Source organism: Chitinophagales bacterium, assembly GCA_041392475.1.
GTDB lineage: Bacteria > Bacteroidota > Bacteroidia > Chitinophagales > UBA2359 > JAUHXA01.
Genome location: JAWKLZ010000001.1, coordinates 2,438,394 through 2,459,068, shown reverse-complemented (window position 1 = coordinate 2,459,068; position 20,675 = coordinate 2,438,394). Strand labels below are relative to the sequence as shown.

The following is a 20,675-nucleotide window of genomic DNA, read 5'->3' as shown; positions in this document are numbered from 1 at the left end:
AAAAGTGGATTGGTTTTTTCAAAAAAATATTTTAAAATGAAAAAATTAATAATTGAAAGTAATCATTTTTTAAACTCTTTATTTTAAGGATTTTATGTGAAATATAAAAGGCTTTAATAATTTTATTTGTTCCTTCAATGGTAGGTTTTTCAAAGCAATGGAGTTGGGTAGTTGGATTGTTGGTAAAAAAGTATGAACTATTTTTTGCAACACAGAAGATTTGATAATAAAGCTAATGTTAGGTGATTGGGTATATTTAGATTTGACCAAACCAATCAATTCTCCCGATGAACTAAGAGCAGCACCACCGCTACTGCCTGGCTGAACATTGAGGCTTGTTTCATAGGTATTGGGATTACCATCATAGCCATTTTGTGCAGTAATATCCCCAGTCCTCAATTTCATTGCATGGTCTTTTGAATAATTGGGATAACCCAATGTGAATATATGCTCACCAATTTCTGCTTGATTTTTTTGAAAAGAATAAACGAGAGGAGGTAAGGAGTAAAATCTTTGGTCATTTATTTTTAGAATAGCAATGTCTTCTTTTCTGTTCTCCAAAATCAAATCTGCATCATACACTATGCCATCATTTGTTTCCACCTGAATACACTCTGCTGATTCTACAACATGTTGATTAGTAATGATATAACCGTCAGTTGTCAATGCTATGCCGCTACCATACGAAAAAGCTTCGGTACATGAAAGGATAGGGGCTTCGGGGATTTTGGTGAATGAAAGGAGCAAGTCTGAATCGCTAAAACTCAATAGAAATTGTTTTTTTTGTTGTCCTTTGAATACAATATGGGCTTCAAAAGAGGTTTTTTTGTTTAAAAAATGCCAATTCACATGGTTAAAAGCAAAAAAACTGTCGTCAGGAAGTTTATCTGCAATATAACCCATTATTTCTCCTTCTGTCCAGTCAAGAGAGTTGGGAGCACCGCTTAAATAAAGAATATCAAAGCCGTAAGTGTGATTTCTGAAAATTGCCACCCTTACATTTCTATAAATATTTGTTGATTTTAAGTCAGATGCTTGGTATATTCCTTCAATGAATTGCATTTTTGCATCTTTCATTACCCACTGCAATGTTTTTTCAGCATATTTTATGGGATTTCGTGGGATAGTAAGCCGATATAAGGGATTATAATTAGGTCTTTGAAATTCACTGTTTGACCAGATAGCCAAAAGACTCTGTGATAAGAAAGAATCTGTTCTAATATATTGACTAAAAGATACTTGAATGTTTTTTCCTTCACAAAAATGAAAGATTAACTCCATATTATCCAGTATGTTATAGGCGTATCGAAATTTGAAGTCAATTTCTACTAAATCACAGTAGGTGGTTATTTTTTGTGATAAATATTCCTTTTCATTGGGACTAAATGCTACATATTCAAAACCTATTTCTCGCAAGTACTTTGAAAATGAAAGTTTTATTTCTTTTAACAACGGAGAATTATCATTTTCAAGTGTAAGTAAATCTATGGATACATATTTAACACCTTGCAGTAAATCAGATAGGTTATTGAAGGAAGAAGTTTTACCCTTCATTGTGATACACGAAAAAAGAAACAGTATTAGTATAAGTTTTTTTAGGAGAAAATTTTTCATTTGTGTTGAGTTGTTTTAAGATAATTGGACTCACTCTATGTTTTTAGTGGAAAGATTAAGACTCGAAGTTTCCTTTTGAGAAAGTGCTGGTTTTCAAATATCTCATATCTTTGAGATAAACTTCAAAAGCCTCTTATCACTAAAGCCTTAGATGAACCGATAATTGTTTACTGAATCTTAGAACACAAATTTCTCACCCATTACAAATAGCATACAAACCTACAGGACTTATTTTTGTTGAAGTGGTGGAGGTTTTTATAGGAACTGAATATAAACCTTAGAGTGTTGATGGCAAAGCATAAAAATATGAAGAACATCTTAATGCTTTATTGCTCTCTTTCTGCTGATAGAATACTTTTGAGTAATGCCAATTTTATTCTAAATAGCATATTAATCAATACAATAGACTGAAAAATAGTGGTTTTATCCTTCAATAAGGTGAATGGCAGTGTCCTATTAAAAGACAGGTAAGTTGGTCTTTGAGTTCAAGATTTAAAATAAAGGTTAATTAATTAAAATGAAAAATTCCCTCATAGAGACTGACAAATAACGGATAATTGTTGAATACATCATAATAATAGAAAATTTAAATGGTGTGTAGATGTGTAATTTATGAATAAAATCAAAGTGTGAATGCAAATATAATAAAAAGTTAAATATTTTGTGCAAAAAAATATTTTTTTTAAATCTGTGTTGAAACAGCCTATCTAAATAGAAATAATCATGGTTACTAATAATGCTAGAAACATTTTAGATACCCCTATTGAATACCTCAAAGGAGTTGGCCCAAAGCGTGGAGAGGTGCTCAAAAAAGAATTGCGGATTTTTAGCTTTGGAGATTTACTTGAACATTATCCTTTTCGATACATTGACAAAACCGAATTATATACCATTGATGCCATTGACAAAGATACGAGTGTGGTGCAACTAAGAGGCTATATTTCCAATATTCAAATAGCAGGAGAAGATAGAAAAAAACGCTTAACTGCCTGGCTGAGAGACAAAACAGGTAGAATTCAATTGGTATGGTTCAAAGGAGCAAGCTACATGAAAAACTACCTGCAAGAAGGTAAAGAATATTTGGTCTATGGAAAACCGAACTTGTTCAATCAAAATTTTAGCTTACCACATCCCGAATTGGAGTTGATAGAACCCACACAGAGCGTATCTTTGACAGACCGCATTCAGCCCGTTTACAGCAGTACCGACAAACTGGGTAGATTCAACTTGGACAGCAAAGGCATTTATGGATTGATCAAAATGCTTTTTACCAAAATTCAGGCAAGTGATTTGCCCGAAAACCTGCCTGAAGAAGTGCGGACTGCCTACAAATTGGTCAATCGTTTTGAAGCTTATAAAAATATCCATCTACCTGAAAACGAACAGAATCGTAAACAAGCAGAACTGCGATTGAAGTTCGAAGAATTTTTCTTTATCCAAATCAAACTGGTCCAACAGAAGAATTTTAGACACCTCAAACTGAACGGGTATGTTTTCCCCGAATTAGCGGAGAACTTTCATGGATTCTACGAAAAATTACCTTTTGAACTTACTGGGGCGCAAAAACGGGTATTGAAGGAGATTAGGAGAGATACATTGGTGGGGAAACAGATGAACCGTTTATTGCAGGGAGATGTCGGAAGTGGGAAAACAATTGTGGCTTTGCTGACGATGTTAATGGCAATTGACAGTGGTTTTCAAGCGTGTATGATGGCTCCTACTGAACTATTGGCGCAACAACATTTCACAGGAATCTCCAAATTTTTGGAAGGTGTGGGCGCAACGGTGGACATATTGACAGGTTCAGTCAAAGGCAGGGCAAGGCGAAACTTACTGGAGAAGTTGGAGTTGGGCATGATTGATATTTTGGTGGGTACACATGCTTTAATCGAAGATCCTGTGGTATTTCAAAATTTGGGTATGTCGGTCATTGACGAACAACACCGCTTTGGCGTAGCACAGCGGGCGAAATTGTGGGAAAAAAATGACAAGCCACCACACGTTTTGGTGATGACTGCTACTCCGATTCCCCGAACTTTGGCGATGACCGTTTATGGAGATTTGGACGTGTCGGTCATTGACGAATTGCCACCTGGTCGAAAAGCGATTCAAACGATGCACTGGCGAGAATCGAAGCGATTGCAGATGTTGGGTTTTTTGAAGAAGGAAATCGCAAAAGGACGACAGGTGTACATTGTATATCCACTTATCAATGAATCTGAAACGCTGAATTACAAAGACTTGATGGATGGTTATGAAAGTGTACAAAGGGCATTTCCACAGCCTGAGTACCAAATCAGCATCGTACATGGACAAATGTCGGGCTATGCAAAGGATGAGGAGATGATGCGCTTCAAAAACAAGGAAACGCAAATCATGGTGGCAACTACGGTAATCGAAGTGGGCGTAGATGTGCCAAATGCTACGGTAATGGTCATAGAAAGTGCCGAACGTTTTGGATTGGCTCAGTTGCATCAGCTTCGTGGTCGTGTGGGACGAGGAGGAAATCAGTCATACTGTATTTTGATGACTGGCAATAAGTTGTCTGCCGATGGCCGAAAACGTCTGGCTACAATGGTGGAAACAACAGATGGCTTCAAGATTTCGGAAGTGGATCTACAATTGCGTGGCCCCGGCAATATTGAAGGAACGGAACAAAGTGGAGTTTTGAACCTACGTATTGCAGACATTGCAAAGGACAATAAATTGCTGCAAGTCGCAAGAAAGGCTGCTGCAAAGGTGATTGAGAATGACCCGAAACTGGAGAAACCTGAGAATCAAAATTTGAAGCAGTATCTTCAAAGTGGGGCAAATGATGAAAAAAGCAAGTGGAGTAGGATTTCTTAGCAATTATAGGATAATAAAAAAGAGGCGATCTGTTGTGATGCCAACTTATACAATCATCACTGCAATTAGATGATTTTCATTGCATATTAGTTTAGTATTGGACATTGGAAGGGAGATGTAATAGATAAAAAATGATAACCAAAATCTTAACCCATTCATCAAATTAAGTATCTACACTGACTTTATGAAATGGCCAGAGATAAGACTTATGCAATTGGAACTATCTTTTGATTGTGAACAATTTGGCTTACTTTTGACGTAAAAGTAAATCACACGATACAGAACTTATTGCTAAATAATTAACAATAAATGATTTACGTTCCGTTTTCACAATAAACAAACACCATAAATGACCCAATTAACTTGGAAGCTCAACAGTGTTCCTTTACAAAAAGGCAGAATTGCCATCGTCACAGGAGCCAATACGGGACTCGGTTTTGAAACCGCTTTGGCATTGGCAGGCAAAAACATGGAAGTAATTTTGGCTTGTCGCAATATGGAAAAGGCCGAAGCTGCAAAACTCAAAATTCTGCAAAAACATTCCTTTGCAAAATTAGAATGTATGCAGATTGACCTGAGCAGTCTGCAATCAGTGAGAGCCTTTGCAGCCAACTTTTTGCAGCAATATGACCAACTCGATTTACTCATCAACAATGCAGGCATCATGATTCCGCCTTTCAGTTTGACCGAAGATGGTTTTGAAAGTCAGATGGGAGCAAATTATTTTGGACATTTTTTGCTCACCGACTTGTTATTAGAAACCATCATTAAAACGCCTCAATCCAGAATTGTTTCGCTGAGTAGTATTGCACACAAACGGGGTAAAATCAATTTTGATGACCTGCAATCCGAGAAGAAATATTCTGCAATGGAAGCCTATTCACAAAGCAAATTGGCTTGTCTGATGTTTGCCTACGAACTGCAAAGGCGACTGGAAAAAGCTGAGATTCACACAATTTCCGTTGCTGCACATCCAGGAATATCTGATACCGAATTAAGCCGACACATTCCGAAATTCGCAACCCTCCTATTGACACCCATGTTCAGCCTAGTCATTGCCCACAAACCTGACAAAGGAGCATTGCCCACCCTTCGAGCAGCCTTAGATGAAAATGTAGAGGGAGGTGATTATTATGGTCCCGACGGATGGCGAGAATTCAAAGGAAAGCCTGTAAAAGTGCGCTCTACCCGGAGGTCAAGGAATGAAGAAACTGCAAAGCGACTTTGGGAAGTGAGTGAGGAACTGACAGGAGCGACTTACAAGGCTTTGAGTTGAAAAATAGATACAAAAAATGTATCTTTGAACAATCGAAATAAGTCTTTAACAAATAATTAATCCGCTTATGGAACTGAACATCAATGGGAAAACCCATACCATCAATACAGAAGAATCTATGCCTTTGTTGTGGGTCATTCGGGACGAACTGAACATGACAGGTACAAAATATGGCTGTGGTGTGGCATCTTGTGGTGCCTGTTCGGTCATGATAGACGGCGTAGCGACACGAACTTGCACCCTTCCCGTTTCAGCAGCAGTAGGCAAAAAAATCACCACCATTGAAGGAATCAACCCAAATGGAGAATTGACCGCTGTTCAAAAAGCATGGATTCAACATCAAGTGCCTCAATGTGGTTATTGTCAGTCGGGTATGATTGTGGCAGCCGAAGCATTGCTCAATGAAAATGCGAACCCAACGGATGAAGACATCAACAATTCTATCACCAACATTTGCCGCTGTGGAACCTACAATCGCATCCGAGCAGCAATTCATACCGCAGCAGAATTAAGAGCAACCGAGTCAGAATTGCTTCAAAAAGTGATGGGGGAATAGTGGGTTAGTGATTAGTGGAGTAGTGATCACTAACTGGAAATAGTATGATTTGTATGTAACTAAACACCAATCACCAGCAACCAATCACCAAAAAAAACAAACATATGTCAAATAATAACAATGCTTCAAAAACAAAAAAATGGACCCGCAGAGCCTTTATCGCAACAGGCGGTTTGGCTGGTGTGGGCTTAGTCGTTGGCATAGGAGGCAATATGTATCTGACCAAAAATGCCTACAACTATTCAGGCAAAGGCTTTGGCGATGGAAGTTCGCTCAATGCTTGGATTCGAATTGCGCCCGATAATACCATTACAATGGCAGTTCCTCGTGCTGAAATGGGGCAAGGAGTTTACACGGCCATTCCGATGATGATTGCAGAAGAATTGGAGGTCAAAATGGAGGACATCAAAGTGTATGCCCCCCAACCTGAACCCGCTTATGCCAATGCCTTGTTTTTGGTTCCAGAACCCAAAGAAGCATACAGTAGCCTGACATTCATGCAGAAAGTAGCACACTTTATGCCTTTGGTAGCTACTGGAGGAAGTACAACTGTCTCTGATGGCTTCAACTACATGAGAGCCGCAGGAGCTACGGCAAGGGAAATGCTCATTGAAGCCGCTGCCACAAAATGGGGCGTGGAGAAGTCTAAATGTTATGCTGAAAATGCCCATATTATCAACAAAGACTCCAAAGAAAAATTGACCTATGGAGAATTGGCAGAGGCTGCTTCAAAGGTCAAACTGGCCGAACAGCCTGCATTGAAGGAAAAGAAAGATTGGAAAATTTTGGGGAAACCCGTAGCCCGTCTGGACATTCCCGAAAAGGTGACTGGAAAGGCAGAATTTGGTTTGGATGTGCGCCAAAAAGGAATGTTATACGCAGTAATTCGCCATGCAACTTACCACGGCGGAACGATTACTGCCATCAACAATCAAGCAGACATTGAAGCCAAAAAAGGCGTAAAAAAAGTGCTGATTTTGCCGAAAGGCATCGGCGCAGTTGTCGTGGCAGACAATACTTGGCGGGCAAAAAATGCGGCATTGGCTTTGGACTTGCAGGAAACTGGCGACAATACGCTTTCTTCTGCAAAAATTGCCGAACAAGCCGAAGATGTGATTGCCAACAAAATCATAGCGACTCCATTGCAGAAAGGCGATGCGGCAAAGGTATTGGACGGTGCAGAGGGAGTGCTTGAAGCCAAATACGATGTGCCATATTTGGCGCACGCTTGTATGGAACCCATCAACTGTACCGTTTTGGTGGAAGGCGACAAAGCACAGATTTGGTGTGGACACCAAGGTTCTTCGATTATGTTGGATGGAGTGAATGCGGCGGCAGGAATTGCCAAAGAAAACATCACCGTTCATACCCAATATTTGGGTGGAGGATTCGGAAGGCGGGCCGAAATCGACATGGTTTTGAATGCAACTCACGTAGCGAAAGAGATGAACGGAACGCCTATCCAACTGGTCTATACCCGTGAGGAAGACCTTCGGCATGAGATGTACCGTCCTGCGGTGAAAAGTCACTTCCGAGCCAAATTGGACGCATCGGGAGGGATTGAAGCATGGGAAAACAAAATGGCTTTGCAATCAGTGGGTTATAGTTCGGTCATGCGTATCAAACCCCAATTTGCAGAACCGCCCGAAAAAGATGGTTCTTCATCAGAAGGGGCAGCAAATTTGCCTTACGAGATGAAAAACGCTTTGGTGGCGTTTGGTCAATTGGATTTGCCGATTCAAGTAGGCAACTGGCGTAGTGTGGGCAGTTCTCAAAATGCCTTTTTCACTGAGTCTTTTATGGACGAGTGCGCCCATGCTGCAAAACAAGACCCTTATCAATACCGCAAAAATTTGCTGCAAAACCAACCTCGATTTGCTGCCGTTTTGGACAAAGTAGCGGAGATAAGCGACTGGAAAACACCGCTGGGCGAAAACCGATTTAGAGGCATCGCCTTACATGAATCTTTCCGTTCGATTGTGGCGCAAGTGGTCGAAATCACCAAAGTTGAAGACAAGAAATTTAGCATTGATAAATACTATTGTGTGATTGATTGTGGTCGGGTCATCAACCCCGATACCGTTGAAGCACAGATGGAAAGTGGGATAATGTATGGCTTGACGGCTGCTTTGTATGGGGAAATTACCTTTGCAGGTGGTGAAGTAGAACAGTACAATTTTCCTCAATATGAAATCGTCCGAATGAATGTTGCGCCACAAGTACAGGTGCATATCATGGACACCGACACGCATCCTGGCGGTGTCGGCGAACCTGCTACACCTCCTGCTGCCCCTGCTTTGGCAAATGCCATTTTTGCGGCAACGGGTGAACGGATGCGTGCTTTGCCTTTGAAGAAACATGGGTATTCGTTTGTTTAGATTGGATGGAAAATAGACAACAGAAGTCTTCAAGACTTTTGTTGTCTGTAGTTGGCTGGTGATTGGTTTTGGAACTAATCACCAGTTTTTTTGTACCTTTAAACAAGAGAACCTATCTCATACAACCTAAACAATCGCCTCAAAATTATGATAAAAATTCCCTACGGAATCAGCAATTACGCCACACTTATTCGGGAAGGAAATCACTATGTAGATAGAACTCCCTATATTGAAGTGTTGGAAAATTTCAATGCTCATTACCTATTCTTTGTACGTCCCCGAAGATTTGGAAAAAGCCTGTTTATCTCTACTCTTGAACACTATTATGATATTGAGCATAAAAATTCCTTCCATGAACTATTTGGCAATCAATACATCGGACAGAATCCCACAAAATCTGCCAATAAATATTTAACCTTAGTGTTTGATTTTTCAGGAATAGATACCTCCTCTTTTGAGAATACACAACGTTCTTTTTTAAACAGTGTTTTAAATTCTTGCAGAGCTTTTTTAGGCAAGTATGCTCAATTTTTCAATCAGAAAGACATTGAAGAACTGAACAGGTATAGCTATCCTTCGGAAGTTATTCAGCACTTATTGACCACTGTGGAACTCAAAGCCTCTAACTATAAAATCTATTTACTGATAGACGAATACGACCATTTCGCCAACGAGATATTGGCATTTCGCTTTGACGAATTCAACAATATGGTAGGAACAAATGGGTTTGTACGAAAATTTTATGAATCCTTAAAAACTGCTACTCGGGATGGGGTGATTGATAGGCTGTTTGTCACAGGCGTTTCTCCAATCACTTTAGATAGTTTGACAAGCGGCTTCAATATTGCAACCAATATTAGCTTGGAGGAAGACTTCAATGCCATGATGGGCTTCAAACAGGCAGAAGTTGAAACCATTTTGAAGAAGATAGAAGTGCCTGATGGAGAATTGGGAGAAGTCCAAAAGAAAATTAAGGGGTGGTACAATGGCTATTTGTTTAGCAAGTATGCGGAAGAGAGGGTTTACAACTCTGACATGGTACTTTATTTTGCACTACATTATGGTCGAAAAAAACGCTATCCAGATGAATTATTAGACCCTAATATAGTCAGCGATTATACAAAGATTCAGCGTTTGTTCAACATCAAAAATAAAGAAGAGGAACATCTGACTTATTTGAAGGAATTGTTAAAAACGGGAACGATTGAATCCAAATTGATTCGAGAATTTGACTTGGCTCGTCGATTTGAAAAATACGATTTTATTAGTTTGTTGTACTACATGGGAATTCTGACTATTTCGGAAGGAGGTCTGGATGATTTGGTTTTCAAAATGCCCAATTTTGTAATCGAACAATTGTATTATCAATACTTTCACCAAATCATTTTGGAGGAAAGTAACTTAACTGGTTATCAAACAAATGTGCATCAAAAAATCAAAGTATTGGCCTTGCAAAATGACATTCAACCTCTTGTGAAATATACGGAAGCCATTCTAAGCGAACTTTCTTCAAGAGACAAAATAAGTTTTGATGAGAAATACATCAAAATCATTTTCACCTCTGCGTTCTATACTTCTGGTATTTACACGATTCACAACGAATTTGAAGTGAAAAGATCAAAAACCGAAAAAGGCTATGTAGATATTTTATTGATTACACGCCCACCTCACAAGCCTAAATATCAGTTTGTTATTGAACTCAAGTATTTGAAAAAAGCGACTGCTGCAAAAGCTACAATAGTTAAAAAAGAAGCCGTTCAGCAACTGAAAAACTATCTTACCCACGATGATTATCTGCAAAAATTACACGAGCTAAAAGCCTATGTGATTTTGTTTGTAGGGAATGTTGGTGAGGTAGTAGAGGTAGAATAATCAACTGTGATTTGGTGTGTTTTTGCAGATAGAAAAATGGAACGAGCTACCTGAATAAGTTTATTCATTCACTAAAAAAGTTTTTCAGAACAAATGAAAACCCACAACAAATATTTGAGCTTGATTTTTTTTTACCTATTTTTAGCTGCAATTGTCAAAAAAACATCTTTTTGAAGTCCTTCCGCAAACTACAAACCAACATTCAAATATGAAACAAACAATTACACTTCTATCTCTCATTTCCCTTTTAGTAGTGACTCTTTGGCAATGCCAAACCACCACCGAAACCCAAGTCGAAAAAGGCTCTACTGAACACATCAAAGCCGTTACCGATGCGGTTGACGATGCTGCAATCGCCAATGCTGACAAAAATCAAGGCGATTGGCTCACCTATGGACGCAACTATCAAGAAGACCGCTATTCTGAACTCGACCAAATCACCAAAGAAAATGTCAAAGAATTGGGCTTGGCGTGGGCGATAGAATTGGGAACAAAGCGAGGGATTCAGGCGACACCCATTGTTGTTGATGGAATTATGTTTGCAACAGGGCCATGGAGTGTAGTCTATGCCTTCGATGTGCGAAAAGGGAAAATTATTTGGGAATACGACCCCAAAGCGCCGAAAGAAAAAGTAACCGACCTTTGTTGTGGGGTCATCAATCGAGGAGTAGCACTCTACAAAGGTTCGGTGTATTCAGGAACTTTGGACGGGCGATTGATTGCAGTAGATGCTGCAACGGGTAAACTGAATTGGGAGAAAATGACCGTTGATACGGCGCACCAATATTCGATTACTGGCGCACCGAGAATTGCCAACGGCAAAGTTTTGATTGGAAATGGCGGGGCAGAATTGGACGCAAGGGGTTATGTGACTGCTTATGATGCTGTGACTGGTGAACAAGTTTGGCGTTTTTATACCGTTCCTGGTGACCCAAACAAACCTTTTGAACATGAAGATTTGGAGGAAGCTGCAAAAACTTGGACGGGTGAATGGTGGAAACAAGGCGGCGGTGGAACGGCTTGGGATGCCATCGTTTTTGACCCCGAACTGAACACCGTTTACATTGGAGTCGGAAACGGAACGCACTGGGACCGACTGCATCGCAGCCCAGAGGGAGGCGACAACTTGTATTTGTCGAGCATCGTGGCAGTAGATGCCAACACGGGGGCTTATAAATGGCATTATCAAACTACGCCTGGTGATTCATGGGATTATACGGCTACACAACACATCGTTTTGGCGGACATGGAAATTGAAGGAAAGCAGCGCAAAGTGTTGATGCAAGCTCCAAAAAATGGTTTTTTCTATGTGATTGACCGAGAAACGGGTGAGTTTCTTTCTGCAAAGGCTTACACCTACATGAACTGGGCTACGGGTATGGATTCAACAGGTCGCCCGATTGAAGCCGCAGGTGTAAGGTATGAGGATGGACAATTGCACTGGATTTCGCCGAGTTCTACGGGTGGTCACAATTGGCAGCCGATGTCCTTCAATCGAAAAACAGGCTTGATGTACATTCCCGCTTTGATCACATCGGGGCCTTACTACCACAGTCCTGCACATGGTTTTGGAGAGCAAGGCGGCGCAGCTTCGGGCTTGGGCGCAAATGTGAGTTTGGGCAACAAACTCTACCTGCCTCAAGTGTTTGACACCAACAAAGATGCGCCTCCCCCTGGCGTAGATTCGGGCAAATTGATTGCCTACGATCCTGCCACACAAAAAGAAGTATGGTCTGTTCCACAACCGTTTCGCTACAATGGTGGAGTGATGTCGACTGCAACGGGTTTGGTTTTTCAAGGGGATGCAGAAGGGATTTTCTCGGCAAGAGATGCTTCAACGGGTGCGGTCTTATGGTCGGCTGATTTGCGGTCGGGTATTTTGGCCCCTCCAATTACCTATTTGGTGGATGGTGAACAGTATGTGACGATTATCGTGGGTTGGGGTGGAAGTCAAGGGCAGTCTGGAAAAGCGGTTCCTGTTTTGCATCAAGGCACGGTTTACACTTTCAAAATCGGCGGCAATGCGACTCCTCCTGCAAAATTGGAAGGGGAAGCGGTGAGACCTTTTGCAACTGCAAAAACGGATGCCGAGCCACTTAGCATTGGTCGTGGGGTGAATGTCTATATGGAATATTGTGTGGGTTGCCACATGAACACAGGTCAAGGGGGCGGCAATATCCCTGATTTGTCACGGTCGAGTGAGGGAGTGTTGAACAGCTACCAACAGATTGTTAGAGAGGGCTTGTTGGCAGGACAAGGAATGCCGAATCTTGGGGATAAACTGACCGAAGAGGATGTGGAGAATGTCAAGGCTTATGTGCTTTATACGGCTCAGTCTTTGAGTAGTGGCATGGAACCTTTGGAGTACATGACGAATCTGGCTAAAATGCAATATTTGGCAGATCAAACGCCTAAATCGCCTGAGAATCAAGAGGTGGAGAAGGAACAATAAATTCAAATACAAAATCAAAGTACAAGCTCAAATTTGGGTCTGGAGGAGGAATCCGTAAGGGCTTTTTGAAGGAGATGGCTTGCGGATTTTTTTTGGACTCATGGATATTTTTAGTGGAGGAGTTAAAGACTTTTGTAGTTTACTTTTCAGAGTATACTGATTTCCAAACATTCCATATCTTTAAGAATAAACTACAAAAGTCTCATTCCACTAAAATCTTCGATGAACCTTTTTTTGAGGGCTTATGAAAGTTTGGTGAAAACTATCATGGGGTAAGGTAGCAATAATGAACCGTCGAGTACAGCCTACTCCGAAGAAATGAAGTGTAATCGGAGGTGGTGTGAGAGGTACTTCCGTAGGCAAACCGCTTACGGGCTACCTACTCGATTGGCTATTATCTTTCAATTTCTACTTTTTCAAATTAATGATTTTTTTAGATATCGCTATTCCTTTTCCTCCTGTCATTAACCCTATTATTTTATCATTAAAAATATCTAACTTTGTAATTATTAAACTTATAGAAGCTGGCATCATAAACTTCCCTTGTTGAATCATGAATTTATTTTTTTTGATTTTAATTTTATCATATAAATAACATGCAAGTGGTCCTGCAGCCATTCCTGTGCCTGCTTCCTCTTCTATTCCATACCTAGGAGCAAACATTCTGGTTGTTACGTCTCGGTCTTGTTCTTCAACATCCAATGTAAATACATAATAACCTATTAGATCAAATTCTTCACTTAATTGCTTGATTAAATCAGAATTGGGTTGAATATCTCTTAATACTTTAGAATTAGCTACTGGGATAATAAAAAAGGAATTTCCAGTATTTACCAAAGATAAACATGCACCCTCCAATAAGTCTTCCTCTTTCAAAGAAAGAGATGTTAAAATATCTTTCTTTCTATTAGAAACATCTGTATAAGATGGCGCTTTTTGTTCCATGAAAGCAAGACCATTAGTAACGTTTATTTTTCTATTTCCGTCAATAGTTTCTTTTGAAGTAATTGGATTAGGCACCTTTCCTAATTGACTTAAATAAGAAAAAGTGGCAATAGTCGCATGACCACAATGGGCGATTTGTTTATTTGGAGTGAAAAAATCAAGTTTAAAGTCTGCTGTTTTAGAAGTAGAAACAAATGCTGTTTCTGATAACCCAACTGCTTTAGCAATTTCTAATTTTTGAGGAGTTGATAAATTATCTGCATTCAAGACTACACCTGCTGGGTTGCCACCTTTATTATTATCAACAAATGCATTTAAAATTTGAACTTCTACTGTTTTATTACTGTCCATTACAACTAATTTAAATTAAAAAATATTCTTATCGCTCGATGGACGTAGCAATTCAAAAAAAGACGCAAAAATAATTAATCATCCAAATTATGTTCAATTTTCGTGTTTTTCTGGTCTGTTTCTACATTTTCACAAGCTATTACAAGTTCTTTTAGCTTTTCTTTTGCTCGCTGCACTCTCGACTTTGTTCCTGAGTATGAAATTCCTAAATATTCGGCTAATTCTGTTTGTTTTAGATTTTTGAATGTTGTTAAAACCATTGCTTCTTCATATTTTTCTGGAAGCTGTTTTATTTTACTATTAATGCAGTTTGACAAGTTTTGATAGGAAGGTTCTTGCTCAACTACTAACTCTAAATGCTCAATTTGAATTGTATATTTCTTCTTTCGAAAATAATCATTAATATTATTTCTGGTGATTTGATAAATCCAAGAAGTTAGCTTTGAAGAATCTTTAAGATTTTGGATATTTGAATGAGCTTTCAAAAAGGTATCCTGTAATATATCTTTACTTACTTCGTCATTTTTAACTTTGCTATTTATGAAAGCAAATAATTCATTATAAAGGTCTTTCCAAATGCTTTGAATTTCATTATTCATGGTTTCTTTTTTTTGCTTGTAGCCAACGGTCTTGTGTATGTGGCGTGGCGGGCTTTTGCCCGACATGAACACATACACGTTGTTCTGCTCAGTTGTGTGTCCTGAACGACCTTTGCTATAAAGATAGCAAAAGTCGGTGCTGATTTCAAGATGATGGAAGTTTTTTTTTCGGGGCGATTCCTCTGAAAACAGAACCTGACCCATCGGTAGGGGCTGAACCGAGCAGACCTACCAAACGGCTAAGAGGTGCTTACCTTTAACGGGTTGGTGCTGAGCGTCTTAGTGCAGTAAGAAGATAGGAGTTGAACGAAAGTGAACCGTTCGATGAAGTGTCGAAAATAACCCGTCGTGCTTCTTGTTCTTTTTAGGAGTATAGTCGGACAGATTCTGTCAAAAGGGAAGGTTGGCGTGCGTTCCCGATGAGTATGGATGCAAGAGAACGGTCGAGTAGTCCATGCGGCAGGCGGCATTAAGGCGGCAAGACCTATCATTGGGCTTGAAATCGGAACAGGAGAACCTGTGTCGTGTGAAGTATTTATCCTTGCCAACCGAAAGTGGGACGGACGAGCGAACAGTCGAACCCATCTGGTGTGAAGAGCCACCAGCCGAGTTTCGGGATGATGAAAGCACGATACAGGGGCGGATATGCTCGTAGTAGTGTTGGATGCCTTGTGAAAGCAAGGAGTAGCGAAGGGGCATACAGGATTTTTTTTAGTGACAAATTATTCACAACCAAAATTATTGGGAAGATGAAATTATTTGAAACGGAGACATTAAGGGGTAAGACACAACCCATTACATTGGAGGAGATAGCCGCAGCTTACCGAAAAGTAAAGTCAAACGGCGGTGCAGCAGGGGTGGACGGCAAAACGTTGGAAGCCATTGAAGCCGATAAAGTTAGAATGCTTTACAAGTTATGGAATCGCATGGCATCGGGCAGCTATTTTCCTCAATGTGTAAAGGGTGTGGAAATACCGAAATCAGATGGTACAAAACGCTTGTTGGGCATCCCGACCGTGACGGATAGGATAGCGCAACAGGTAGCTGTATCGGTGATAGAACCGATAATGGAGCGATTGTTTCATGCCGATAGTTATGGTTACAGACCTAACAAATCGGCACATGATGCAGTTGCGAAGTGTGAGGAGCGATGCTATAAGTATCGTTGGGTGATAGATATGGACATCAAAGGTTTTTTCGACAACATCCCCCACGACAAGATGATGGAGGTGCTAAAACACTACATCAGCGAAAAGTGGATATGGATGTATGTGGAAAGGTGGCTAAAGTGTCCGATGCAAATGCCCGATGGCAGTATCGCAGAACGCACAAAAGGCACACCGCAAGGCGGGGTCATTAGTCCAATATTGGCAAATATGTATTTGCATGTGGTCTTTGACCAATGGATGCAGAAGCATTACGCCAACACGGAATACGGCTCTATAAGGTGGGAGCGATACGCAGACGACATCATCGTTCATTGCAACAACGAGAAACAGGCAAAATACCTGCTGAATCGTATCAAAGAACGTTTTGCCGACTGTGGATTGACCCTTCATCCTGTGAAAACGAAAATCGTTTACTGCAAGCAGAATAACCGTAGAGGGGGGAACAAAAGTGTCCGCTTCGACTTTCTGGGCTTCACTTTTCAACCCCGACGAATGTACCATTCAAAGGGGAAGGAGAAGGGTAAACGATGGTTGGGTTTTGCCGCTGCCATCAGTAGAAAGGCATCCAAACACCTCAAAGCACAGGTTCGTAAGCGTAAAATCCACCGAGCGACAGGGGCGGAGTTGCAAGACATTGCGAATTCTATCGCCCCAATGGTACGAGGATGGATATACTACTACGGACGTTTTCGACCGTCTGCATTGCGAGAGGTATTTTCGGCATTGAATGAGCGATTGGTACGTTGGCTCACCAATAAGTACAAGCGATACCGAAGGCGTATGAAAGAAGCACGAACAAGATTGAAGGAAATCGCCAAAGATTTTCCGAACTTGTTTGTGCATTGGCAGTACGGCTATACTCCCTGATATGTTTCTAATCCTGAAGAGCCGTATGAATCGAGAGGTTCACGTACGGTTCTGTGAGAGGGTAGGGAACTGTTTTAGTCAGTTCCCCGCTCTACTCGACTTCTTTTTTATTTAAATTTTAGAATGAATTTCTCTCGTTGTAATTCTTTCGGATAATCCATTCCTTTTTCATAATGACTTGTTGCAAAAACCACATAAATATCTTGGTTTATTTTCTCAATAGGATAATCATATTCAATTTTATCATATCCTCCTTCGTCCCTTTTATCTAAATCGTAAATATTTTCAACAGTTACTTCTGCATAGATAATTCCGTCTTCAACTTTCACACCTTTATCCATTCTATACCAATCAATTTTTTCGTCATAAAACCATACTCCATGATAGGTTTGGTCTCCAACATAAATATCTTTGCTTTCATTAAATCTATCTTCGTTTCCTGTTTTTATTGAGACAAATCTGCAAATTTCGTTTATGCCTTCGGCAGATTCTTCATCACATTCAAAAATATTCTCTGTTTCTGGATATTCGTAATAATGTGTTCCCCAAGAATTTGACACAAAAACATCTTTCGTTTTGATGAGTGTCAATTTGTATTTAAATGGCTTTTTCTCTAACTGAATTACATTGTTTTTCTCTTTAACTACTTTCCCGTTTTGCACTACTTCAACTTTAAAATAGGCTTCTTCTACTGACTTTTTACCTTTTTTCAATGTACTACATGATAGAAGCATTGCTATCGAAATTGTAATCAGCATTAGATTTTTCATCTTCATTTTTTCGTTTATTTTTTTATTAATTGAGCAGAACTTGAATATTCGTACACCAAGGTGTATTAATATCGCAAATGATTTTTGAACAATTTACTTTATATCAATTGGGTACTTTTTTGACAATCAAAAACATCTACAAATTGAAGTTCATGAAAACCTCAACTACTTGATATTTCTGCATATCAAAAACCCCACACCTCAAAAATCCAAAAACAATCCCAAATAACAAAGCCTTTTTCCTTCTTTCTTACTCAAAATAAGAAGATTACATAAACTTACAATTACATGACGGAAATTTATGCCAATCAAAGTTGAAGAAAACGCAATGTTTGACATACGAAACTCCTAAGTCACTTGATAATCAAGAGGTGGAGAAGGAACAATAAATTCAAATACAAAATCAAAGTACAAACTCAAATTTGGGTCTGGAGGAGGAATCCGTAAGGGCTTTTTGAAGGAGATGGCTTGCGGATTTTTTTTTGGACTCATGGATATTTTTAGTGGAGGAGTTAAGGACTTTTGTAGTTTACTTTTCAGAGCATACTGATTTCCAAACATTCCATATCTTTAAGAATAAACTACAAAAGTCTCATTCTACTAAAACCTTCGATGAACCTTTTTTTGAGGGCTTATGAAAGTTTGGTGAAAACTATCATGGGGTAAGGTAGCAATAATGAACCGTCGAGTACAGCCTACTCCGAAGAAATGAAGTGTAATCGGAGGTGATGTGAGAGCTTCACCCTTAGTCAATACCGACTAAGGGCGGGCTACTCAATTCGCTGCTGGGGTGCTTACTTCTTTAGATCGTATCTATCTGCATTCATTACCTTTACCCAAGCCTTCACAAAGTCATTTACAAATTTTTCTTTATTGTCATCTTGGGCATAATACTCTGCATAAGCTCTGAGTATTGAGTTAGAACCAAAAACCAGATCCACCCTTGATGCTGTCCACTTTGTTGCTCCTGTATTGCGATTCACAATTTCGTAGAGATTATTACCAGAAGGCTTCCACGAATAGTTCATATCCGTTAAATTGACGAAGAAATCATTCGTCAATGCACCAACATTATCCGTAAATACACCGTGTTGACTGCCTCCGTAGTTCGTTCCAAGTACTCGCATTCCTCCAATTAAAACCGTCATTTCAGGGGCTGTTAATCCCATTAACTGTGTTCTATCAAGCAACATTTCCTCAGGGTTTACGGCATAGTCCTTTTTCAACCAATTTCTATATCCATCGTGTAAGGGTTCTAACACTTCAAAAGATTCTACATCGGTCATTTCTTCAGATGCGTCACCACGACCAGGACTGAATGGTACAGTTATATCAACACCAGCTTTTTGAGCAGCTTGTTCGATAGCGGCACTTCCACCAAGAACAATTAAATCAGCAATGCTTACTTCCTTTGTAAAATCATATTGAATTTTTCTTAATACATTCAAAACTTTATCAAGTCGGTTGGGTTCGTTTCCTTCCCAATCTTTTTGAGGAGCTAGCTGGATTCGTGCCCCATTCGCACCTCCTCGATAATCAGATCCTCTATATGTCCTTGCGCTATCCCAAGCAGTATTAATTAATTCAGATGGAGTCAGACCACTATCTAATATTGCAGCTTTTAAATTATTAATTTCGCTATCGCTTAAAGTATAATTAACAGCAGGAATTGGGTCTTGCCAAATTAAGTCTTCCTGAGGACTATCGGCTCCCAAGTATCTACTTTTGGGGCCTAAATCTCTATGTGTTAATTTGAACCAAGCTCTTGCAAACACATCTTCAAAATATTTAGGATCTTCGTAAAAACGCTGCGATATTTTTCTGTATTCAGGATCCATTTTCATTGCCATATCGGCATCTGTCATGATTGGATTTCTACGTACATTGGGGTTGTGAGCATCTACTGGTTTATCTTCTTCTTTCATATTTACCGGCTCCCATTGATGGGCACCAGCAGGACTTTTTGTTAGCTCCCAATCGTGGTTTAGTAATATATGGAAATAGGTGTGATTCCAACGGTCGGGTGTTGATGTCCATGCACCTTCAAGACCGCTCGTTACTGTATCCGCAGCATTTCCATTGTTTCTGGGGTTAAACCAACCAAAACCTTGCTCGTGAATTTCTCCGCCTTCTGGTGCTGCTCCAAGTATAGATGCATCTCCATTGCCGTGAGCTTTACCAACTGTATGACCACCAGCAGTTAGTGCTACAGTCTCTTCATCATTCATAGCCATTCGTTTGAACGTTACTCGAACATCATGCGCTGTTTTTAGCGGGTCAGGTTTTCCATCAACTCCCTCGGGGTTTACATATATTAGCCCCATCATTACAGCAGCCAAAGGGTTTTCTAAATTCCGTTCTCCAGAATAGCGACTACCTTCACTTCCAGTAGGTGCCAACCATTCTTTTTCTGCTCCCCAATAAATATCTTTCTCTGGATGCCAAATATCTTCACGTCCTCCTGCAAATCCGAAAGTTCTAAAGCCCATAGATTCATAGGCCATATTTCCTGCTAAGATGAATAAATCCGCCCAAGAAATTTTATTACCGTATTTCTTTTTTATAGGCCACAATAATCTTCTTGCCTTATCTAAATTGCCATTGTCTGGCCAAGAGTTTAAAGGTGCAAATCTTTGATTTCCAGTATTACTCCCGCCACGTCCATCAGCTAACCTATATGTACCTGCAACGTGCCAAGCCATGCGTATCATCAAGCCACCATAATGTCCCCAGTCAGCAGGCCACCAGTCCTGACTATCCATCATGAATTCTTTTAAGTCATTTTTAATAGCTTCTAAATCCAGCTTTTTAAATTCTTCTCTGTAATTAAAATCTACACCACTTGGATTGGTTTTAGTATCATGCTGATGCAAGATATCTAAATTAAGGGCTTTGGGCCACCAATCCGTAACTGTTGAACTCGATTCGGTGTTTGCTCCGTGATGAAACGGGCATTTTCCGTTTGTTGGATTACTCATA

At 39.9% G+C, this 20,675-nt stretch carries 14 protein-coding genes; 8 read left to right on the top strand and 6 right to left on the bottom strand.

The window, feature by feature from the left end; all coding sequences use genetic code 11:
- Positions 1–78: 78 nt before the first annotated feature.
- The gene (locus R3E32_09085) at positions 79–1,614 is read right to left on the bottom strand and encodes a serine protease (protein MEZ4884865.1); all 1,536 of its coding nucleotides are present in this window, start codon (positions 1,612–1,614) and stop codon (positions 79–81) included.
- A gap of 723 nt (positions 1,615–2,337) precedes the next feature.
- On the opposite strand from R3E32_09085, the gene recG reads away from it, so the two are divergent.
- The 6 genes from recG (at position 2,338) to R3E32_09055 (ending at position 12,995) form a co-directional block, all read left to right on the top strand.
- Positions 2,338–4,461 (top strand): ATP-dependent DNA helicase RecG, encoded by a 2,124-nt coding sequence (gene recG / locus R3E32_09080; GenBank protein ID MEZ4884864.1) that lies wholly within the window; start codon positions 2,338–2,340, stop codon positions 4,459–4,461.
- A 349-nt stretch (positions 4,462–4,810) separates the two neighbouring features.
- Positions 4,811–5,737 carry an oxidoreductase gene (locus R3E32_09075; GenBank protein MEZ4884863.1) on the top strand — a complete coding sequence of 309 codons (927 nt, stop codon included), beginning with the start codon at positions 4,811–4,813 and terminating at the stop codon, positions 5,735–5,737.
- A 67-nt stretch (positions 5,738–5,804) separates the two neighbouring features.
- Positions 5,805–6,293: a (2Fe-2S)-binding protein gene (locus tag R3E32_09070; GenBank protein MEZ4884862.1), complete on the top strand. Its 489-nt coding sequence runs from the start codon at positions 5,805–5,807 to the stop codon at positions 6,291–6,293.
- 104 nt (positions 6,294–6,397) lie between these two features.
- Positions 6,398–8,671 carry a molybdopterin cofactor-binding domain-containing protein gene (locus R3E32_09065; protein ID MEZ4884861.1) on the top strand — a complete coding sequence of 758 codons (2,274 nt, stop codon included), beginning with the start codon at positions 6,398–6,400 and terminating at the stop codon, positions 8,669–8,671.
- Between the two features lie 147 nt (positions 8,672–8,818).
- Complete coding sequence (locus R3E32_09060) at positions 8,819–10,543, top strand: AAA family ATPase (GenBank protein MEZ4884860.1); 1,725 nt, start codon at positions 8,819–8,821, stop codon at positions 10,541–10,543.
- A 208-nt stretch (positions 10,544–10,751) separates the two neighbouring features.
- The gene (locus R3E32_09055) at positions 10,752–12,995 is read left to right on the top strand and encodes a PQQ-dependent dehydrogenase, methanol/ethanol family (protein MEZ4884859.1); all 2,244 of its coding nucleotides are present in this window, start codon (positions 10,752–10,754) and stop codon (positions 12,993–12,995) included.
- A gap of 408 nt (positions 12,996–13,403) precedes the next feature.
- On the opposite strand, the gene R3E32_09050 is transcribed toward R3E32_09055, so the two are convergent.
- On the bottom strand, positions 13,404–14,291 hold the full coding sequence (locus R3E32_09050) for a PhzF family phenazine biosynthesis protein (GenBank protein ID MEZ4884858.1): 888 nt from the start codon (positions 14,289–14,291) through the stop codon (positions 13,404–13,406).
- Between the two features lie 74 nt (positions 14,292–14,365).
- A complete protein-coding gene (locus tag R3E32_09045) occupies positions 14,366–14,890 on the bottom strand; it encodes a sigma-70 family RNA polymerase sigma factor (GenBank protein MEZ4884857.1) in 525 nt (174 codons plus the stop codon).
- 429 nt (positions 14,891–15,319) lie between these two features.
- Here R3E32_09045 and R3E32_09040 point away from each other — a divergent pair, with 429 nt between their 5' ends.
- Both R3E32_09040 and ltrA read left to right on the top strand, forming a co-directional pair.
- Positions 15,320–15,484, top strand: a complete 165-nt coding sequence (locus tag R3E32_09040) for a hypothetical protein (protein ID MEZ4884856.1) — start codon at positions 15,320–15,322, stop codon at positions 15,482–15,484.
- Between the two features lie 155 nt (positions 15,485–15,639).
- Positions 15,640–16,926 (top strand): group II intron reverse transcriptase/maturase, encoded by a 1,287-nt coding sequence (gene ltrA, locus R3E32_09035; protein MEZ4884855.1) that lies wholly within the window; start codon positions 15,640–15,642, stop codon positions 16,924–16,926.
- 107 nt (positions 16,927–17,033) lie between these two features.
- Here ltrA and R3E32_09030 read toward each other — a convergent pair whose 3' ends face one another.
- The 3 genes from R3E32_09030 to katG all read right to left on the bottom strand — a co-directional run bounded on the left by R3E32_09030 (position 17,034) and on the right by katG (position 20,674).
- Positions 17,034–17,702 (bottom strand): hypothetical protein, encoded by a 669-nt coding sequence (locus R3E32_09030; protein ID MEZ4884854.1) that lies wholly within the window; start codon positions 17,700–17,702, stop codon positions 17,034–17,036.
- A gap of 342 nt (positions 17,703–18,044) precedes the next feature.
- The gene (locus tag R3E32_09025; GenBank protein MEZ4884853.1) at positions 18,045–18,188 is read right to left on the bottom strand and encodes a hypothetical protein; all 144 of its coding nucleotides are present in this window, start codon (positions 18,186–18,188) and stop codon (positions 18,045–18,047) included.
- Between the two features lie 302 nt (positions 18,189–18,490).
- Entirely contained in the window at positions 18,491–20,674 is a 2,184-nt protein-coding gene (gene katG, locus R3E32_09020; GenBank protein ID MEZ4884852.1) for a catalase/peroxidase HPI, read from the bottom strand.
- Position 20,675: the final 1 nt, after the last annotated feature.

Coding starts and splice junctions, on each gene's coding strand:
- R3E32_09085 (MEZ4884865.1), bottom strand. CDS start 1,614: ATGAAAAATTTTCTCCTAAAAAAACTTATACTAATACTGTTTCTTTTT.
- recG (MEZ4884864.1), top strand. CDS start 2,338: ATGGTTACTAATAATGCTAGAAACATTTTAGATACCCCTATTGAATAC.
- R3E32_09075 (MEZ4884863.1), top strand. CDS start 4,811: ATGACCCAATTAACTTGGAAGCTCAACAGTGTTCCTTTACAAAAAGGC.
- R3E32_09070 (MEZ4884862.1), top strand. CDS start 5,805: ATGGAACTGAACATCAATGGGAAAACCCATACCATCAATACAGAAGAA.
- R3E32_09065 (MEZ4884861.1), top strand. CDS start 6,398: ATGTCAAATAATAACAATGCTTCAAAAACAAAAAAATGGACCCGCAGA.
- R3E32_09060 (MEZ4884860.1), top strand. CDS start 8,819: ATGATAAAAATTCCCTACGGAATCAGCAATTACGCCACACTTATTCGG.
- R3E32_09055 (MEZ4884859.1), top strand. CDS start 10,752: ATGAAACAAACAATTACACTTCTATCTCTCATTTCCCTTTTAGTAGTG.
- R3E32_09050 (MEZ4884858.1), bottom strand. CDS start 14,291: ATGGACAGTAATAAAACAGTAGAAGTTCAAATTTTAAATGCATTTGTT.
- R3E32_09045 (MEZ4884857.1), bottom strand. CDS start 14,890: ATGAATAATGAAATTCAAAGCATTTGGAAAGACCTTTATAATGAATTA.
- R3E32_09040 (MEZ4884856.1), top strand. CDS start 15,320: ATGCAAGAGAACGGTCGAGTAGTCCATGCGGCAGGCGGCATTAAGGCG.
- ltrA (MEZ4884855.1), top strand. CDS start 15,640: ATGAAATTATTTGAAACGGAGACATTAAGGGGTAAGACACAACCCATT.
- R3E32_09030 (MEZ4884854.1), bottom strand. CDS start 17,702: ATGAAGATGAAAAATCTAATGCTGATTACAATTTCGATAGCAATGCTT.
- R3E32_09025 (MEZ4884853.1), bottom strand. CDS start 18,188: ATGAGTCCAAAAAAAAATCCGCAAGCCATCTCCTTCAAAAAGCCCTTA.
- katG (MEZ4884852.1), bottom strand. CDS start 20,674: ATGAGTAATCCAACAAACGGAAAATGCCCGTTTCATCACGGAGCAAAC.